The following is a 15,768-nucleotide window of genomic DNA, read 5'->3' as shown; positions in this document are numbered from 1 at the left end:
TATCCCTGTATGAGTCATCCAAACCCGTCATCCCCGTGGGGCGCACCCGGTCACGGACAGCAGCCTGGCGTACCGCAACCAGGTGGGCAACCTGGTGGAGCGCAGCCAGGAGCACACCCTGGCCAGCCGCAGTCCGGTGCGCAGCCTGGCGGGGTACAGAATCCAGGTAGTACACCCGACGCTTCATACTCAGGTGGCCAGTACGGTCAGCCGGGTGGGCAGCCAGGTCAGCACGCCGGTCAGCCGGGGCAGCACAGTGGTCAGCCGGGTGGGCACGGTGGTCAGCCGGGCGGCCAGTACCCAGGTGGGCAGGCCGGTCAGTCGGCACCTGGTCAGGAAAGTGGCTACGCCGGAAGCCAGCAGGGCGGTTACCCCGGCGGTCAGCAGGCACCTGGTCAGCAGGGCGGCGGAAGCCCGTGGGGCGCCTCGGGATCCGGTCCGCAGCACGGTGGAGAGCACGGTGGTGCATGGCAGGCTCAGGGGTCTGCTCCTCAGGAAGCCGGTTATGGTTCAGCACCTCAGCAACCTGGATACGGTAGCGCGCCGCAGCAGGCTGGCTACGGGAGTGCGCCACAACAGGCTGGCTACGGGAGTGCTCCTCAGCACCCGGGCCAGCCGAACCCAGGACAGGGCGGTCAGCCCGGGTACGGTAGCGCGCCGCAGCAGCCTGGATACGGTAGCGCGCCACAGCAGGCAGGTGGCTTTGGTGGTGCGCCACAGGCAGGTGGCTTCGGTGGTCCCAACCCAGGTGTGCCTATGCCGGAGACCGTGGGCAAGAAGGCTAAGGGACCCAAGAAACCTAAGGCGCCGGGAGCAGGTCTCATTGGGCCGTTGACCCTGCGTGACATTTTGCTTTTGGTTGCTGGTTTGTTTGCGCTGGTAGCGCTGGCCACCCCGGGGTACGCCTTTCGTGTGCAGGGAATCTCGGGGAACGCCGAATGGTTCGTGCAGCGGTGGTCGGCCTCGACGATCGGGTACGTGGTGCTGGGACTCCTGCCGATTTTGGCAGCCGCAGTGCTCACTTTGGTGAACAAGCTGACGGGAAGCATTCGATTGATCGGATCGCTGAGCGTAGACCAGCTGATTTCGGTGCTGGCCTCGGTGGCGTTCGCGATGAACTTCGTGTGGCTCGCAACGATGGCGGTAAGTTTCCACGTGGGGTCAGTGTTTGGCTTCTTGGCCGCGATCATCGTTTTTGTAGCTGGAACGCTGACCGTTATTCCGGTGTTTGGTAAAGAGTTCGCGTACCGTGCGGCTACAGACGCGCACCCCAAGGCTCGCCCGTACAGCAAGAGTGGTGCGGCACAGGGGCCGGTTGTGGGCGCGCAAGGTGGACCGAACGCTCAGGTTGCTCACGTGGCTCAGCCGGGGATTACGGGCCAGGAGCAGGGCGCAGGCCAGGCGCACGGTGTGGGTCAGGCGCAAGCCGGATCGCAGCCAGCCGGTGGCTTTGGTTCGCAGCCGGGTTCACAGTTCGCACCTGAGCAGGGTTCGCAGCCAGGTTCAGAGTTCGCGCCCGGTCAGGGTTCGCAGCCGGCTTCGCAGTCGGGTGCTGGTGCTGATGAGTCGGCATCGCAGCCCGCTTCCGGTCCTAGCCAGCCGTGGGCACAGCCCAGCGGTCAGCAGATGACTGCCGGTGGTGGCGCGGGATACGGTGCAGGGCACGGTGCGTTTGCGCCACAGAACGACAGCCAGAGCGCTGGAGCTCAGCCTGGTCAGGCTCAGTACGATGGCCACGCAGGTCAGGGCGAAACCCCGGGACAGCCGTGGGCACAGCAGAGCCAGCCTGGCGAGCAGACCAGCCAGCCGTGGGCACAGAACGGCGGACAGCCGAACCAGCCAGGGGATCACGGCCAGCAGGACCAGGGCGACAAGGGTCAGAGTGGCCAGGGTCAGAAGGACGAAGACACGTTCTACACCTCTGATGACGAGCAGGCGTACCTGGGCCGTCACAGCGCCAAGGAACCTCGCTACGCGCAGAACCAGCCCACACAGGCATTCATGACCGGTGGCAAGGAAAACCAGACGAGTGACCAGCCAGGTGGGCCGTGGGCGCAGAGTGCTGCGACCTCGGGTAGTGCGGTAGGCGAGTCGCACAAGACCGACGCGTCACAGAACACCGACGCATCGCAGGAGGCAGACGAGCCACAGAAGGCTGACCAGTCTGAGGCCGCCGCAAAACCCAAGGACGCTTCTGAGGCAGACGGTGCAGAGGGCGCAGGATCGCGTTCGACCGGAGCTGCCACGGGAGTCGCCGGAGCAGGTGTGGCCGCAGGAGTCGCCGGTGTTGCGGGTGCGGCGGGAGCCTCGGACGCTACTGGTACGACGGGCGCTGCAGGTGCCACGGGCGCTACCGGGGATGCGCAACCGCAGAACCCATGGGCCAAGCCAGGAGCGCCAACCGAGGCGGGTCGTGAGCATGAGGTGGCGAACACCTCGGGCGCGGGAGCGAACGCTCAAGATGACGCACCACGCGAGCCCGATGCGCGCGGCGACGCGGCGTCTCGCGTGGCCGATGACAACGAGCCAACGCAGTACTTCCGCCCGTATGAGTACTCGGAGCAGGGCTTCGAGCCGGTGGACGGGTCGGGAGACCAGCGTGCTGGCGGACACGTAGCTGGGCAGGATGGTCACGGTGCTGGGCAGGCTGGCGGACACGCGGCCGGCCAGGACGCTGGCCAAAACGCCGGATACGGGGCGCACAATGTGGCTCCGGAAGACCAGGAGACGCAGCTGGCACACGCCGTGCAACCACAGCAGGGCAATGAGGCGCAGGCGCCGGTTTCCGAGCCATTCTGGTTTGCGGTGCCGGAACCGCGCCCGGCCGTGGACGAAACCACGGGCGAGACCGTGTTCATGGTGACACCTGGCGAGTGGTTCTTGGCACAGGAGGACCGCGGCACGTCATACGTTGTGCACAACAGTGCGCAGCAAGAAGGAATTTTGCACAATGTGTCCGATGTGATCCTTCCGTAAACACGCACTAGAAGCACCTGCACTGTGGATAACTCCCAGTGCGGGTGCTTTTTTGTGCGCTCGCGGGTGGGGTCGGCCCGCGAATTGCCAGGGCGTGCGCGACTCCATGGCACAGACTTACGACTGATGTACACAGTCGGTGGGTGCCACCTCGGTTTTCCACAGATGTGTGACCGGCTCTAGAAAGCGAAGGCACGGCGTCACACAGTGAAGCTATGCAAGTAGTTTTATTCACGCACGTGCGAAGTCTGATTGAACATTGTTCCGCGCTGGCCGACGGGGTGGGAGTGACGCTGGAAGTCCGCAGCCCCGACAGCGGTGGGTGGCAAAACGCCGTCCTCATTCTGGTGGGCGAGGACGTCACCCACGCGCCCGCGACCCCCGGAATCCCGAGTGTGCTGGTGGGAGCCGAAGGCGCTGGGGATGACGTGTGGCGGGCGGCGGCTCGGCTGGGGGTGGACAACGTGGTGGTGCTGCCCGCCGGTGCCGAATGGTTGTCGCAACGCATGATCCAGGCGGTTGAACCACCTCGGAATCCGGCGCTCACCCACGGGGTGATTGGGGGAACGGGAGGTGCGGGTGCGTCGGTGTTGGCGTGCGCGGTGGCCAGGCAGAGCGCGGAGTCCGGAGTGTCTACGGTGCTGGTCGACGCGGACGCGCTGGGCGGTGGGCTCGACGTGGTGCTGGGATGCGAAAACATCGAGGGGTTGCGATGGCCGGCGTTGGCGAGCTCACGTGGGCGTTTGCGGCCGTCGACGCTGCAGGATGCGTTGCCCAGGCAGGGGAACCTGTCGGTGTTGTCGTGGGATCGCATGCTTGAAGCGGACACGTCGCACATTACGGAGGGTGTGTTCGACGCGGTGATCGCGGCGTCGCAGCAGGCTTTCGACTTCGTGGTGATCGACCTGCCCAGGCACGCGCCGATCGAGTGGGCGGCCACGTGCCACAGCATGACGGTGGTGACGCCGGGGCGGGTGCGGGCCGCGGTGGCAACGGCGGCGGTGGCGGGTCGGCTCACTCAGGTCCACTCGTCGATCCGGGTGGCGGTGCGGGAAAGCGGGCGCGGTGGGGTGGACGCGGATCTGCTGGCTAAAGCGGTGGGCGTGGAATTGGCGGGCACGTTCCGGGACGATGTGGCGCTGGGGGAGAAGCTCGACAGAGGTGAAGGGCTACCTCGCGGGCGCACGCACCTGGCGAAGTTCGCCAGTTACCTGTTTGACGACGTGTATGCCGAGGAGCGGTGAGTGGTCATGAAGGAGTGGCTTGATGACGACCTCGTAGCCGAGGTCCGCGACTACTTGCTGGAAAATCCGGGGCCGGTGACCACCTCGGCGGTGGCGAGCGCGCTTGCGCGATCCGGGAGGGTCTTGGGGTCAGCGGCGGTGCTGGAATTGGTGGCGAAGATCTCCGCGCAGTTGGCGGGGGCGGGGCCGTTGCAGCCGTTGTTGGACGACGCGTCGACGACGGACGTGTTTGTGAACGGGCCGCGGGATGTGTGGGCGGACCACGGTGAGGGGTTGTGCCGGGTGCCGGTGTCGTTGGGGACCGAGGCGGATGTGCGGGCGCTGGCGGTGCGGTTGGCGGCGTTGGGCGGGCGGCGGTTGGATGACTCGCAGCCGCTGGTGGACGTGCGGTTGCCCGACGGGGTGCGGTTGAACGCGGTGATCCCGCCGTTGTCGGGGGATGTGACGGTGTTGTCGTTTAGGATTCCGCGGCATCGGGGGTTCACGTTGAGTGAGTTGGTGGGGTCGGGGACGGTGGTGCCGGACGTGGCTGACTTGTTGTTGCACGTGTTGGAGCGGCGGAAGAACTTCTTGATTTCTGGTGGGACGGGGTCGGGGAAGACGGCGTTGTTGGGGGCGTTGTTGGCCGAGGTGGATCCGGGCCAGCGGTTGTTGGTTGTGGAGGATTCGCGGGAGTTGAGTGTGGCGCATCCGCATGTGGTGCAGTTGGCGGCGCGGCAGGCGAACGTGGAGGGCATGGGTGAGGTGTCCATGGCTGACTTGGTGAAGAACGCTTTGCGGATGAGGCCGGATCGGCTGGTGGTGGGGGAGTGCCGTGGGGCCGAGGTGCGGGACATGCTTACCGCCTTGAACACGGGGCACGAGGGTGGGTGCGCCACGATTCACGCGAACGCGGCCAGTGCGGTGCCTGCCCGTCTGGAGGCGCTGGGGGCGTTGGCGGGGATGGCGCCGGAGTCGGTGACGTCGCAGGTGAGTACGGCGTTGGACGTGATTGTGCATGTGACGCGGGGGCCCAGGGGCCGGGTGGTGTCGCAGGTGGCGGTTCCGGTGTTGGAGCGGGGCGTGCTGTCGACGGTGCCGGCGTGGGAGCTGGGCAGTGGCCGAGGTGCCGGCTGGGCGGATTTGGCTGCGCGGCTGCGGGAGTAGAGGTAGGGACGAGGGCTGGGGCTAGGACTAGGGCTGGGTGATTGTTGTGTTTGCTTTGGTGGCGTTTGGTGCGGGGCTGAGTGTGGCGGCCGCGGTGTGGCTGTTTATGGGGCCGGGTGCGGGCGCGCGGGTGCGCCGGATCTTCGGTGTTGGTGGGGCTGGCCGGGGAGCTGGGACTCTGAGCGGGGGCCGAGGTGAGAGCGGGGCCGGCCGAGGTGAGAGCGGTGGCCGAGGTCGTTTCGGGGACCGCGTGCGCGCGTTCGTGATGCGGGTGCGCGGAAGGGGCGACGGTGCGGGTGCGGTCGATGGGAGCGAGGATTCGTCCATGATCGCGGTGATTGACCGGGCGGTGCAGTTGTTGAAGGTGGGGATTGAGCCAGCGCGGGCGATGACGCTGGTAGCGGATCTGCCGGATAACGAGGTCGCGGAGCGAGTGTTGCGCAAGGTGGCGCGGGCCATGGAGTTGGGTGAGAAGCCGGATCAGGCGTTGCGCATGTACGCCGGTGAGCTGGGTGATGAGGATGCGCGGATTCTGACGGGGATGGCGTCGGTGTGGTTCGTGTCGGAGCAGGCGGGTGCGCCGGCGGCCGAAATGCTGGCGTCGTATGCGTCGACGTGTAGGGATCGGGCGGACGCGATGCGGGAGCGCGATGTGGCGTTGGCGGGGCCGATTTCCTCAGTGATGGTGTTGAGTTGGCTACCGATTATGTCGTTGGGGTTGGCGGTGCTGGTGGGTGCTGACTTGGTGGAGTTGGTGACGTCAGTGCCGGGTGCGCTGAGCATTTGTGGTGGTTTGGTGCTGTTGATTGTGGGGCGGATCTGGATGCGGTCCATGTTGGCAGGAGCGAGGTAGAGGTGGGCGTTGTGGCTGTGTTGAGTGTTGCGCCGGTGGGTGCGGGAGCGCTGGGGCCAGTGGCTGTTCTTGTTGCGGGGGCGTGCGCCGGGTGCGTGGTGTGGCTGTTGTGGCCCAGGTCGTCTGGGAGGTTGAGCCAACTGTCGCAGCCGAGGCGGGTGCGCCGGGGCAGTGTGCTCAAGCGGGTGTGGAAGTGGGCGTTTGGACAGCTCACGTTGGGTGAGAGCCAAGTGGAGCAGTTGGCGTTTGATCTGGACTTGGTGGCGATTTGTCTGCGGGCGGGGTTGCCGATTCCGCGGGCGTTTGAGTTGGCGGCGAGGGCTACGCAGGACCGGTCGGGGTTGGGGCGGTTAGGTCGTTCTTTGGCACTTGGGTCTGTGGATAACGCGTACGTGGGAACGCAGGATTCTGTGGCCGAGCACCGCACGGTGGTGTCGTTGGTGGAGTTTTCGAGGTCGACGGGGGTGGCGTTGGCGCCGCTACTGTCCGGATTGGCGTCCGATATGCGGCGCGCAGAGCGTAGGCGCCGACAGATGGCGGCGGCGAAACTGGGCGTTCACCTGGTCATTCCGTTGGGAGTGTGCGTTTTGCCGTCGGTGATTCTCACGGGTGTGGTGCCGGTGGTGATCACGCTGGTGGGCGATATGTCGGCGATTTTCGTGCGGTGAGTGTTGGGCGGTTGTGGGGTGCATGGCCTGTGGATACTGCACGCGTTGGAGTGGCCCGCGGCATGTGGAAGAAATGGCGTTTTCCACAGTTGCGAATGGGGCTCTTTCTGAGGGGGAGTGCGGTGCGAGACGCTCAAAGTCCATCGCACACAAAGAGAAAGGAAAGACGATGGAGTCGAAAGAAATCATGCGCGTTGACCTGCGTGACGAAACCGGGGCGACCACAGCTGAATACGCGATTACGACGTTAGCTGCGTGTGGCTTCGCGGCGTTGCTGGTGGTGTTGCTCAAGAGTGAACCGATCAACAACATTCTGCTCAACCTCATGCAAACCGCATTGGGAATGGGGCAGTAATGCGATGGCTCGTCCCACTGCGAGGATCGGTGCAGGAATGGGTTAAGCATATTGGGTGCTGTGCTGGGTTCGGCGGGCACGAGGCTGTGGCATCGGGCGGTGTGCTTGGTGATCGCAGGGGTGTGTCGGGTGAGCGTAGGACAGGCTCTGGCCAACGCAGGGCAAAGGTGCGGAGCAGTGAACGTGGCACGGTGACTGCTGAGTTCGCTGTGGTGCTTCCTGCGTTGGTGTTGGTGCTGATCCTCGTGGTGGGTGCGGGCGTCATTGGAATTGCGCAGGTGCGGGTGTACGAGGCGGCTCGGGCGGGCGCCAGGGAAGCGGCCCGAGGTGAGCCCTCGCAAGACATTGAGAAGGCGGCTAAGCGTAAGGCTGGGCCGGGTTCGACCGTGACCGTGTCGCAGGGTGGAGGGTACGCGAAGGTGCATGTGAAAACTACGTTACCCAAAGCGTTGCATCCGGTGATGAAGGAAGTTGAAGCGTCAGCCGAGGCACGGACGGAAGGTGAAAGCCATGGTTCGCTCGATGGGCATTAAGCCCGAGGTGGGTGGTTTGCGTTCTGTGGCGGGAATGTGGAGAGCGCGTTCTGTGAGGCGAGAGAGCGGTTTGCGTGAGCGGGGTTTGCGTGAGCGGGGGACCGCGACCGTGATGGCCGTAGCGCTGACGGCGTTTGCGTTGGTGCTGATGGGCGCGGTGGGGTTCGCTGCGCGAAGTGCGTTGATCAAAGCGCATGCCGAGGGGACCGCGGACCTGGCGGCGTTGGGTGCGGCTGATGCGGTGCGCGGCAAGGTGCCCGGCGAGCCGTGCCAGGTGGCCAAGGAGATGGTGAAACGTGAAGACCTCGAGATGGTCGACTGCGTTGCACGCACGGACCTGGGCACTGTGAAGGTGGAAGTGAGGGCTGATATGCCCAAACCGCTCAAGGCCATCAAGGTGACCGCGGTTGCGGGAAACCCACAGGGGAACTGAAGACGTGGTGTTTCTTCGGTCGCGCGAGAGACGACGGTGGTTGTCTAAGGGACTGCCGAGCGCGGGTGTTTGCACACTTCGAAGCTAGGGGGCACCTAGGGGATCGGCGCCGATTGCGCGCGGAGCTTTTAACCACCTCGGCGCCGGTCTTCTAGGGTTCGACCGATTTAGCTCCTATCGCGCGTAAGTCGAACAGATATCGAATAGTCATAAACAAATGTTGATCTAGATATTGAATATGTGTTCTAATAGTGGTAAGATTGAACCACGAAGGAGGTGAGCAACGATGCTTAACCCAGGCTTAGAAGAAGACGTAGACCTTTACTGCGAACCCAGCGATGCTGTGTTTGAGGCTTTCGGGCAAGTTGAGCGCGAGGTCAATGACGCGACCATTAAGCGCGCCGAGGCCTTGGTGTCTGTGATAGTTGCTCACCTCGACCCAATGCCGGATGACTCATCGGAGCTACGTACAGTTTTCGATGCCGAGGCGGGCGCGGCTCCGACTGTCGTCGGGAAGGTGCCCAGTTTCGCTGGTGAAACTCGGGTAGATGCGTTTGGCCAAGTGCGCGAACAGGCACCCAGGGTGTCGATTGATGACACTGTCGTGTGCGTGCCTAGGCCGAGTGGCGGTGTGGTTTCCGTAAAAGACGTGGAACGGTTGCTGGACTCTTTGCCTTCCCCAACGGTGGGAGTGCTTTCGCAGTTCATGGACTGCACTGGACCGCAGGTGGTCACTGAGGCTCGCCGGGTGGTGACAGGCGCGCTGTTCATGCCCAAGCTGTGGGCGTTGGCGAAAGCCGGTGTTGTCGGATACGACCGGGTGTCATATGTCGCCCGAAGGTTGTCGCACTTGGGGATCTGTGTTCCACAGTTTGATGAGCTACTCACGTCACGGCGACTGGACGTGACCTTCAAAACGTTTAGAAAACACGTCAATGAGATCATTGCGATGCTGACCACCCCAAAGAGCCGAAATGAAGACGCGGTGCGAAACCGGTGCGTGCGGTACTGGGACAACGGCGACGGTACGTCCACGGTGACGATGACCGGCCCAACCCTGGTTATGCACGCGTACTTCGCGCGTTTAAGTGGTTGCGCGCGGGCGGTTAAGAAAAACGATATCGACCCGTTCATCGCCACGCTTTCGGATAAAGACCGCGAAATTCTTGTCCCCGGCGAATCTGGTGAAAAGGTTAAACTCCGGGTCGGTGACCTGGGTGACGTGGAAATCGACGACGACCGGTTGATGGATCAACTCTTGTTCGACATGGCAGTCGGAGCTATTCCCAGTACTGAAGTACGCGCAAAAGTTGTATCCACGGGGCAACGGAAACCGGCCAGCGTGGAGCATGACGAAAGCGTTGACGTTGCAGGTGAAGGAGCCAAGGGGCTAAGTAGCGTTCCTGTGTTTAATGACAAATGGGAAGCCAACAATGCGCAGCGCGTGTATGAAATGGAACTGTGCATCTCCATGCCAATCAACGAGGAATGGTTAAAAGCTCAGGCCAACATCAACGTCACGGTCCCCGTGCTCCACTTCCTCAAAGATCAAATGCCGGGACTCATTGAGCTGGATCTGGAAGCTAATGGCGTGAAGATGCCTGGTGGTGACGGTTGGGCTTCGGAAGATCGGTCCCCGGGAGGAACAGATCCGGGCGGTGAACCGCCGGGTGTACAGCAACCAGCCGGAATGAACGCAGACGGTAAACCACAAGGTGAAGATCCTCCGGATGAAAACGGTTTAAGCGGAGTTACTCCAGTTGGAGACCCGCCAAATGAAAGCGCGCAAGGTGCGAGGCCTCCAGAAGAGAGTGATTCGCACGAGACTGCGACGCGCGAAAATGACGGGAATATGGCTCGCCCAGTTTTGGTACGGGAACGCCTGAACGTGCCCGCGATGGTGAACAACCGGACTCCGATTGATGACCAGACCGCTGATGAACTGATCTCCCGGGCAACGTGGGTGTATCGGATGTTTACCGATCCAGACACTGGTGTCGTGCTTCAAACAACCCCAACAAAGTATCGCGTGACAGCGCCACTCAAGCGCGTGATTGAAGCTCGGTCAGTGATGTGCTCGGTGCTATGGTGTCCGGTGCCGGCTCGGGTGTGCGAAAAAGACCACATAGAGCCGTTCAACCACGCGGACCCTAAGCGTGGCGGGCAAACCGTGTTGGAGAACCTGCACCCGTTGTGTAAGAAGCACCACCAGGAGAAAACCAACAGGCGCATCAGCATCACCACACGTGACGACGGAGGACTGGCGGTTGAGTTCCCGCGGATCGGCACGACGCTGGTGTATCCGCCGGAGTCCAGAATTAATCAGGAGCAGTACGAGCAGTTGGTCCAGTTCTTCGACGCGGGGAAGTTGGATGTGAGTCGCTCGGTGAATGGCTTTCTGGACGCTGAACATGCAAAAGCGGGGGTTGCGGCTTCGAAGCAATTCGTGACGCAGGAAGAAATCACCAAGCCAGTCGTGACAGAAGAGGTAGATGAGTCGGCAGACGACGGGGTAAACCCTGGGGTAGGAAGATCTGCTGAGGGTGCAGGACGGAAGCCTGCTGGCCAATCGAGGACACCCCGGGAAGGCAAAGCTAGGTGTGACGAGAGGTCCGTCTGGGAGTATGCGCCGGTGCCGGGAGAGCTGGTCGGCGATGCGCCACCGTTCTGAGAAGACAGTTTTCCTTAGGAAAGTGTTTGCCTCAGTAGGGCGTCACCAGCTGGGGGGGGGGATTTGAAGGACCTTGGTAGGGGAATCCGAGGTCGGTAGAACTGGTTGGTGACGCGCCACCGTTCAGACGTTCTGACCTTAGTAGAAGCCGGGTTGGTGACCTCCCGTCGTTCTGAGAAAAGGCCAGGCTAGGGAACCGGCTGATGTTGCGACGGCTCGTCTGGCCTCAAAACTTACCCCAGCACCTCTCGCAGCAACCGCAGCGCCGCGTCCTTATCAAGAGGTTCGTTGCCGTTGCCACACTTGGGGCTCTGCACACAGGATGGACAGCCAGCAACGCACTCGCAGGCGTCAATCGCATCCAGCGTGGCCTGTTGCCACTCCCCAAAAACCTCAAAGCCACGCTCGGCAAACCCCGCACCGCCGGACTGACCGTCATACACAAACACGGTCGCCTGCCCGGTGTCGGCGTGCCGGGCGGTAGAAACCCCGCCAATGTCCCACCGGTCACAACCGGCGAACAATGGCAACAGCCCAATCGATGCATGCTCGGCCGCGTGGACAGCGCCGGGCAGATCACCGGCAACCACCTCGGCGTCATCCACCACCGAATCCGGCGCGGTCCACCACACCGCATGCGTGCGCAACGTCTGCGCCGGCAAATCCAAGGGCCGCTCACCCAACACCACGCCCGTGCCGTTCTGCCGCATGATGTACCCCGTCACCTGGGTCGTCACCTCAACAGCCCCATGAAACACCCGACACCCACTGGGCAGCCCACGCGACCCGTCGGTGCCCACCACGCGAATCTCCGTCACCGACCTCGCCTGTGTCGTGTAATCCACCGTCGCGGGTGCGACCAACGCCACCCGCTCGGCCAAATCCAACTCCAACACCGAAAACGTCTCGCCCTGATGCACATACACCGCACCCGGGAAACTCTGCCGGGGCGCAGCCGCATCATCCACCGTGCCCAACAACATCCCCGTCGCCTGATCCACCAACCGCACCTGCGCGCCACCAGACCCGCGAATATCCGTCAACGCCGCCGCAGACTCCGCCTTCGCCCAAAACCACCCCGTGGGACGCGCACGCAAATACTTCGCCTCGGCCAACTCGCGCGCCACCTCAACGGCCCGCTCGCCAAACCACAACCGGCAGTCATCCTCCGTCAACGGCTCCTCGGCAGCCGCCGCCAACAAATGCCCCGCCACCACATACGGGTTCTCCGGATGAATCACCCCCGCCTCAACCGGGGCGTCAAACACATGCTCCGGGTTATGCACCACAAACGTATCCAACGGGTCATCCCGCGCGATCAACACCGCCAACCACTCGTTCCCCGCCCGGCCCGCGCGCCCGGCCTGCTGCCACAACGACGCCAACGTGCCCGGCCAGCCTGCGATCACCACCACGTCCAACCCGCTGATGTCGATCCCCAACTCCAGCGCGCTCGTCGACGCCACCGTCCGCAACTTGCCCCCGCGCAGGCCCGTCTCCAAAGCCCGGCGCTCCTCCGGCAAGTACCCGCCCCGGTAGGCCGCGACCGAGGTGGTCAACTCCGGCGCTATCCGCTCCACCTGGCTACGTACCGAGTCCGCCAGCGCCTCGACCCCCGCGCGCGACGCAATGAACGCAATCGACCGAACTCCCGCGCACGTCGTATCTACCAACATGCTCGTGGCCTCACTGATCGTCGACCGGCGTTGCGCCTCCTCACCAGCCACCAACGGCGGCTCCCACAAAAGAAACGTGCCCGCAGCCTTAGGTGACGTATCCTCCGTCACCGCATACGCCTCCCGGCCAGTAAACCGGCCAAACGCGCTGGCCGGGTCAGCCATCGTCGCAGACGCCCCCACCACTACCGGTCGCGCCCCATATAACGCCGCCACTCGCAACAACCGGCGCAACACCAACGCCACATGCGACCCGAACACGCCTCGGTACCTGTGCGCCTCGTCAACAACCACAAACCGCAAGTTTTTAAACCACCGGCGAAACCGTTCATGACCAGGCAGAATGCTGCGGTGCAACATATCGGGGTTGGTGAAAATGATGTTGCCGTGCTGTTGGGCCCACTGCCGGTCGGCCTCCGAGGTGTCCCCATCGAAACTGCCCGCTCGCACCCCCTGCAACGGCAACGACACGAGCTTCGACAACTGATCGTGCCCCAACGCCTTCGTGGGCGAAATATATAGAGTCGTCGCCACCTTCGTAGGCAACGCATCCCGGCACTCAAACGCCGCCTGCGTCACCGGCAACCAAAATCCCAGGCTCTTCCCACTGGCCGTGCCCGTGGCGATGACGACATCATCGTTCTTCCACACCCTCTGCGCCGCCTCCACCTGGTGCTGCCACGGACGCTCAATACCCGTGACCTGCCACGCGTGCACGACCTCGGGACTCACCCACTCCGGCCAATCCGCGAACTGCGCCTCCCGCGCGGGAAAACTGCGCGCATGCGTCACACGGTCAGCCCGCTCGCCAAACGCAGTCACCAGATCAATCAGCACACCCCAACCTTAGCCGTCACGCCAAACACAGCTCCGTAGCCCGCACCCCAAACCGACCCGTAAAGTAGTGCCCGTGCTCACGATTGATCAGACCACCGGCAACACCCTGCGTCACGCCCTGCACCACCACCAGTTCACCCCCACCGGCCTGCGCGAACTGTGGGGCGCAGACATCGACGACGCTCTCACCCGCAACAACGCCGCCCCCGCCCGCTGGTTCCTGACCGGTCGCACGGACCCGCTTTCGGTGCTAGCGAACCTTTTCGTGTGCGCGGCCACCATGGACGCCGAGGTCGTCCGCACCTCCCTCGGCACTCACCTTTTCGACACGGCAACCAAAGCCGGTGCTCTACTCGAACGCGCCGGGACCATACACGCCCCCTTCGCCCTGCGCGCCGTCGAAGTGCCACCGGGCCTAAGCGACCAGGCAGACGAACCCGCCCCTGACAGCACCCCAGACCACATCTGGCTCTTCTCCGACCACGGCACCCTCACCCGCGACGAACCCGTCGCCGGTGACTTCGTGCTGGGCGTGGGCGGTGCCGGGCGCACCCTCCTCAACATCACCCCGCGCACCCCCGTGCGCACCGCGCTTGACTTCGGTACCGGGTGCGGCATCCAAGCCGTCGCGCTGGCCCGCCACTGCGACCACGTCATCGCCACCGACATCTCATCCCGCGCGCTCGCCTTCACCCGCGCCAACGCCACGCTCAACGGGGCACACAACATCGAAACCCGCCAAGGCTCCCTCTTCGAACCCACCCCAGAACAATTCGACCTCATCGTCTCCAACCCACCCTTCGTCATCACCCCACAAGGCCACACGGCCACACTGGAATATCGCGACGGCGGCCACACCGGCGACCAACTCATGCGCACGCTGCTCGCCCAGCTGCCAAACCACTTGACCACCTCGGGCACGGCATGCCTGCTGGGCAACTGGGAAATCACGCCCGCCACCAACGAAGACCCCGCAAACCCCACAGACCCTACCGAAGCCCCCACCAACTGGGTCCCCAACACCGTCGACATCAGCGTCATCGAACGCGAACAACTCACCCCCGCCCACTACGCTGAAACGTGGATCCGCGACGGGGGAGTGGTGCCCGGCAGCTCCCGCTGGAACGCAGACACGGCCGCGTGGCTAGACGACTTCGCCTCCCGAGGCGTCACCCGGATCGCGTTCGGGTGGATCCAGGTGCGGGCTCGGGCTGCGGAAGCCGAAGGTGCAACAGGTGCCCCCATCCGCCACTTCGAATCACGTCCCGGCCCGCTGGGCGCTAACCCCGGCGGAATCGCGCAGTTCCTCGACGTGCGCTTCGATCTCATCCAGTGGCTCAACCAGGCAGACGACAACGAACTGCTCGACACCGCGTTCATCCGCAACGAAGGCGTTGTCGAACACCGCCACTTCACCCCCGGCGACGAATCCCCCACAACCATCACCATCGAAGTGGGAACCGGGTTCGCCCGCGAAATGACCGTAGACACCGCGTTCGCCGGTTGCATCGGAGTCGCAGACGGTAGCCTCACCTTGCGGGCAGTGGCCCACGCCCTCGCCCAGTTGCTTGACGTGGAGCCTGATATGCTCGCGTCGCAACTCGTAGCGCAGGTTCGTGACGCGGTTGTCAGTGGTATCTTGTACCCCAACTCATAAAACCGCGCACATCACAAGTGCTACATTCAAGTGGACGCGTACACACTTGCGTGAGAAAGGACTCTCGTGCCAACCACTCAGCCACGTCGCCTCGTTATTGTGGAGTCACCCACAAAGGCCCGCACAATCGTTGGATACCTGGGCGACGGCTACGATGTGGAAGCGTCCGTAGGCCACATCCGTGACCTGCCCCAGCCGTCAGAGCTCCCGGCCGACATGAAAAAAGGCCCCTACGGCAAGTTCGCCGTGGATGTGGACAACGGCTTCGACCCGTACTACCGGGTGGACCCCGGCAAGAAGAAAAAGGTCACCGAACTCAAGAAGCTCCTCAAGGACGCCGACGAACTCTACCTCGCAACCGATGAGGACCGCGAAGGTGAAGCCATCGCATGGCACCTCATCGAAGTGCTCAAACCAAAAATCCCCGTCAAGCGCATGGTCTTCCACGAAATCACCCCGGAAGCCATCAACCGCGCACTGGAAAACACGCGCGAACTCGACATCAACCTCGTCGACGCCCAGGAAACCCGCCGCATCCTCGACCGTCTATACGGTTACGAAGTATCGCCGGTTCTGTGGCGCAAGGTCCGCGCCGGGCTGTCCGCTGGTCGCGTGCAGTCGGTTGCCACCCGCCTGGTCGTTGAGCGTGAACGTGAACGCATGAAGTTCATCCCCGCCGACTACTGGGACCTCGACCTTGCACTGTCCCTGCCCGACGC

Annotated in this window: 12 protein-coding genes; 11 read left to right on the top strand and 1 reads right to left on the bottom strand. The window is 63.6% G+C overall.

What is annotated here, in order from left to right:
• The first annotated feature begins 9 nt into the window (after window positions 1-9).
• The 9 genes from MHX53_RS09355 to MHX53_RS09315 all read left to right on the top strand — a co-directional run bounded on the left by MHX53_RS09355 (window position 10) and on the right by MHX53_RS09315 (window position 10,879).
• Window positions 10-2,976 carry a hypothetical protein gene (locus MHX53_RS09355; protein ID WP_239272423.1) on the top strand — a complete coding sequence of 989 codons (2,967 nt, stop codon included), beginning with the start codon at window positions 10-12 and terminating at the stop codon, window positions 2,974-2,976.
• Between the two features lie 215 nt (window positions 2,977-3,191).
• A complete protein-coding gene (gene ssd / locus MHX53_RS09350; protein WP_239272421.1) occupies window positions 3,192-4,220 on the top strand; it encodes a septum site-determining protein Ssd in 1,029 nt (342 codons plus the stop codon).
• 6 nt (window positions 4,221-4,226) lie between these two features.
• Window positions 4,227-5,366, top strand: coding sequence for a TadA family conjugal transfer-associated ATPase (locus MHX53_RS09345; RefSeq protein WP_204515421.1), 1,140 nt, complete (start codon window positions 4,227-4,229; stop codon window positions 5,364-5,366).
• Between the two features lie 37 nt (window positions 5,367-5,403).
• The gene (locus MHX53_RS11835) at window positions 5,404-6,219 is read left to right on the top strand and encodes a type II secretion system F family protein (RefSeq protein WP_239272419.1); all 816 of its coding nucleotides are present in this window, start codon (window positions 5,404-5,406) and stop codon (window positions 6,217-6,219) included.
• A gap of 11 nt (window positions 6,220-6,230) precedes the next feature.
• The gene (locus tag MHX53_RS09335) at window positions 6,231-6,887 is read left to right on the top strand and encodes a type II secretion system F family protein (protein ID WP_239272417.1); all 657 of its coding nucleotides are present in this window, start codon (window positions 6,231-6,233) and stop codon (window positions 6,885-6,887) included.
• Between the two features lie 169 nt (window positions 6,888-7,056).
• A complete protein-coding gene (locus MHX53_RS09330) occupies window positions 7,057-7,242 on the top strand; it encodes a DUF4244 domain-containing protein (protein ID WP_102238411.1) in 186 nt (61 codons plus the stop codon).
• Window positions 7,243-7,433: 191 nt separating this feature from the next.
• Window positions 7,434-7,775, top strand: a complete 342-nt coding sequence (locus MHX53_RS11830; protein ID WP_204515423.1) for a TadE family type IV pilus minor pilin — start codon at window positions 7,434-7,436, stop codon at window positions 7,773-7,775.
• Entirely contained in the window at window positions 7,753-8,208 is a 456-nt protein-coding gene (locus tag MHX53_RS09320) for an Rv3654c family TadE-like protein (RefSeq protein WP_239272415.1), read from the top strand. The genes MHX53_RS11830 and MHX53_RS09320 overlap by 23 nt, the downstream gene beginning before the upstream one ends.
• A 286-nt stretch (window positions 8,209-8,494) precedes the next feature.
• Window positions 8,495-10,879, top strand: coding sequence for an HNH endonuclease signature motif containing protein (locus MHX53_RS09315; RefSeq protein WP_239272413.1), 2,385 nt, complete (start codon window positions 8,495-8,497; stop codon window positions 10,877-10,879).
• A 233-nt stretch (window positions 10,880-11,112) separates the two neighbouring features.
• Here MHX53_RS09315 and MHX53_RS09310 read toward each other — a convergent pair whose 3' ends face one another.
• Entirely contained in the window at window positions 11,113-13,392 is a 2,280-nt protein-coding gene (locus MHX53_RS09310) for a DEAD/DEAH box helicase (RefSeq protein ID WP_239272411.1), read from the bottom strand.
• 73 nt (window positions 13,393-13,465) lie between these two features.
• On the opposite strand from MHX53_RS09310, the gene MHX53_RS09305 reads away from it, so the two are divergent.
• Both MHX53_RS09305 and MHX53_RS09300 read left to right on the top strand, forming a co-directional pair.
• On the top strand, window positions 13,466-15,049 hold the full coding sequence (locus MHX53_RS09305) for a class I SAM-dependent methyltransferase (RefSeq protein ID WP_239272409.1): 1,584 nt from the start codon (window positions 13,466-13,468) through the stop codon (window positions 15,047-15,049).
• A gap of 66 nt (window positions 15,050-15,115) precedes the next feature.
• On the top strand, window positions 15,116-15,768 hold a 653-nt coding region (locus tag MHX53_RS09300; protein ID WP_239272407.1), incomplete at its 3' end, for a DNA topoisomerase.

It is taken from the genome of Brevibacterium sp. ACRRH (assembly GCF_022346365.1).
Taxonomy (GTDB): Bacteria; Actinomycetota; Actinomycetes; order Actinomycetales; family Brevibacteriaceae; genus Brevibacterium; species Brevibacterium paucivorans.
This window is presented reverse-complemented; position numbering and strand designations above follow the sequence as displayed.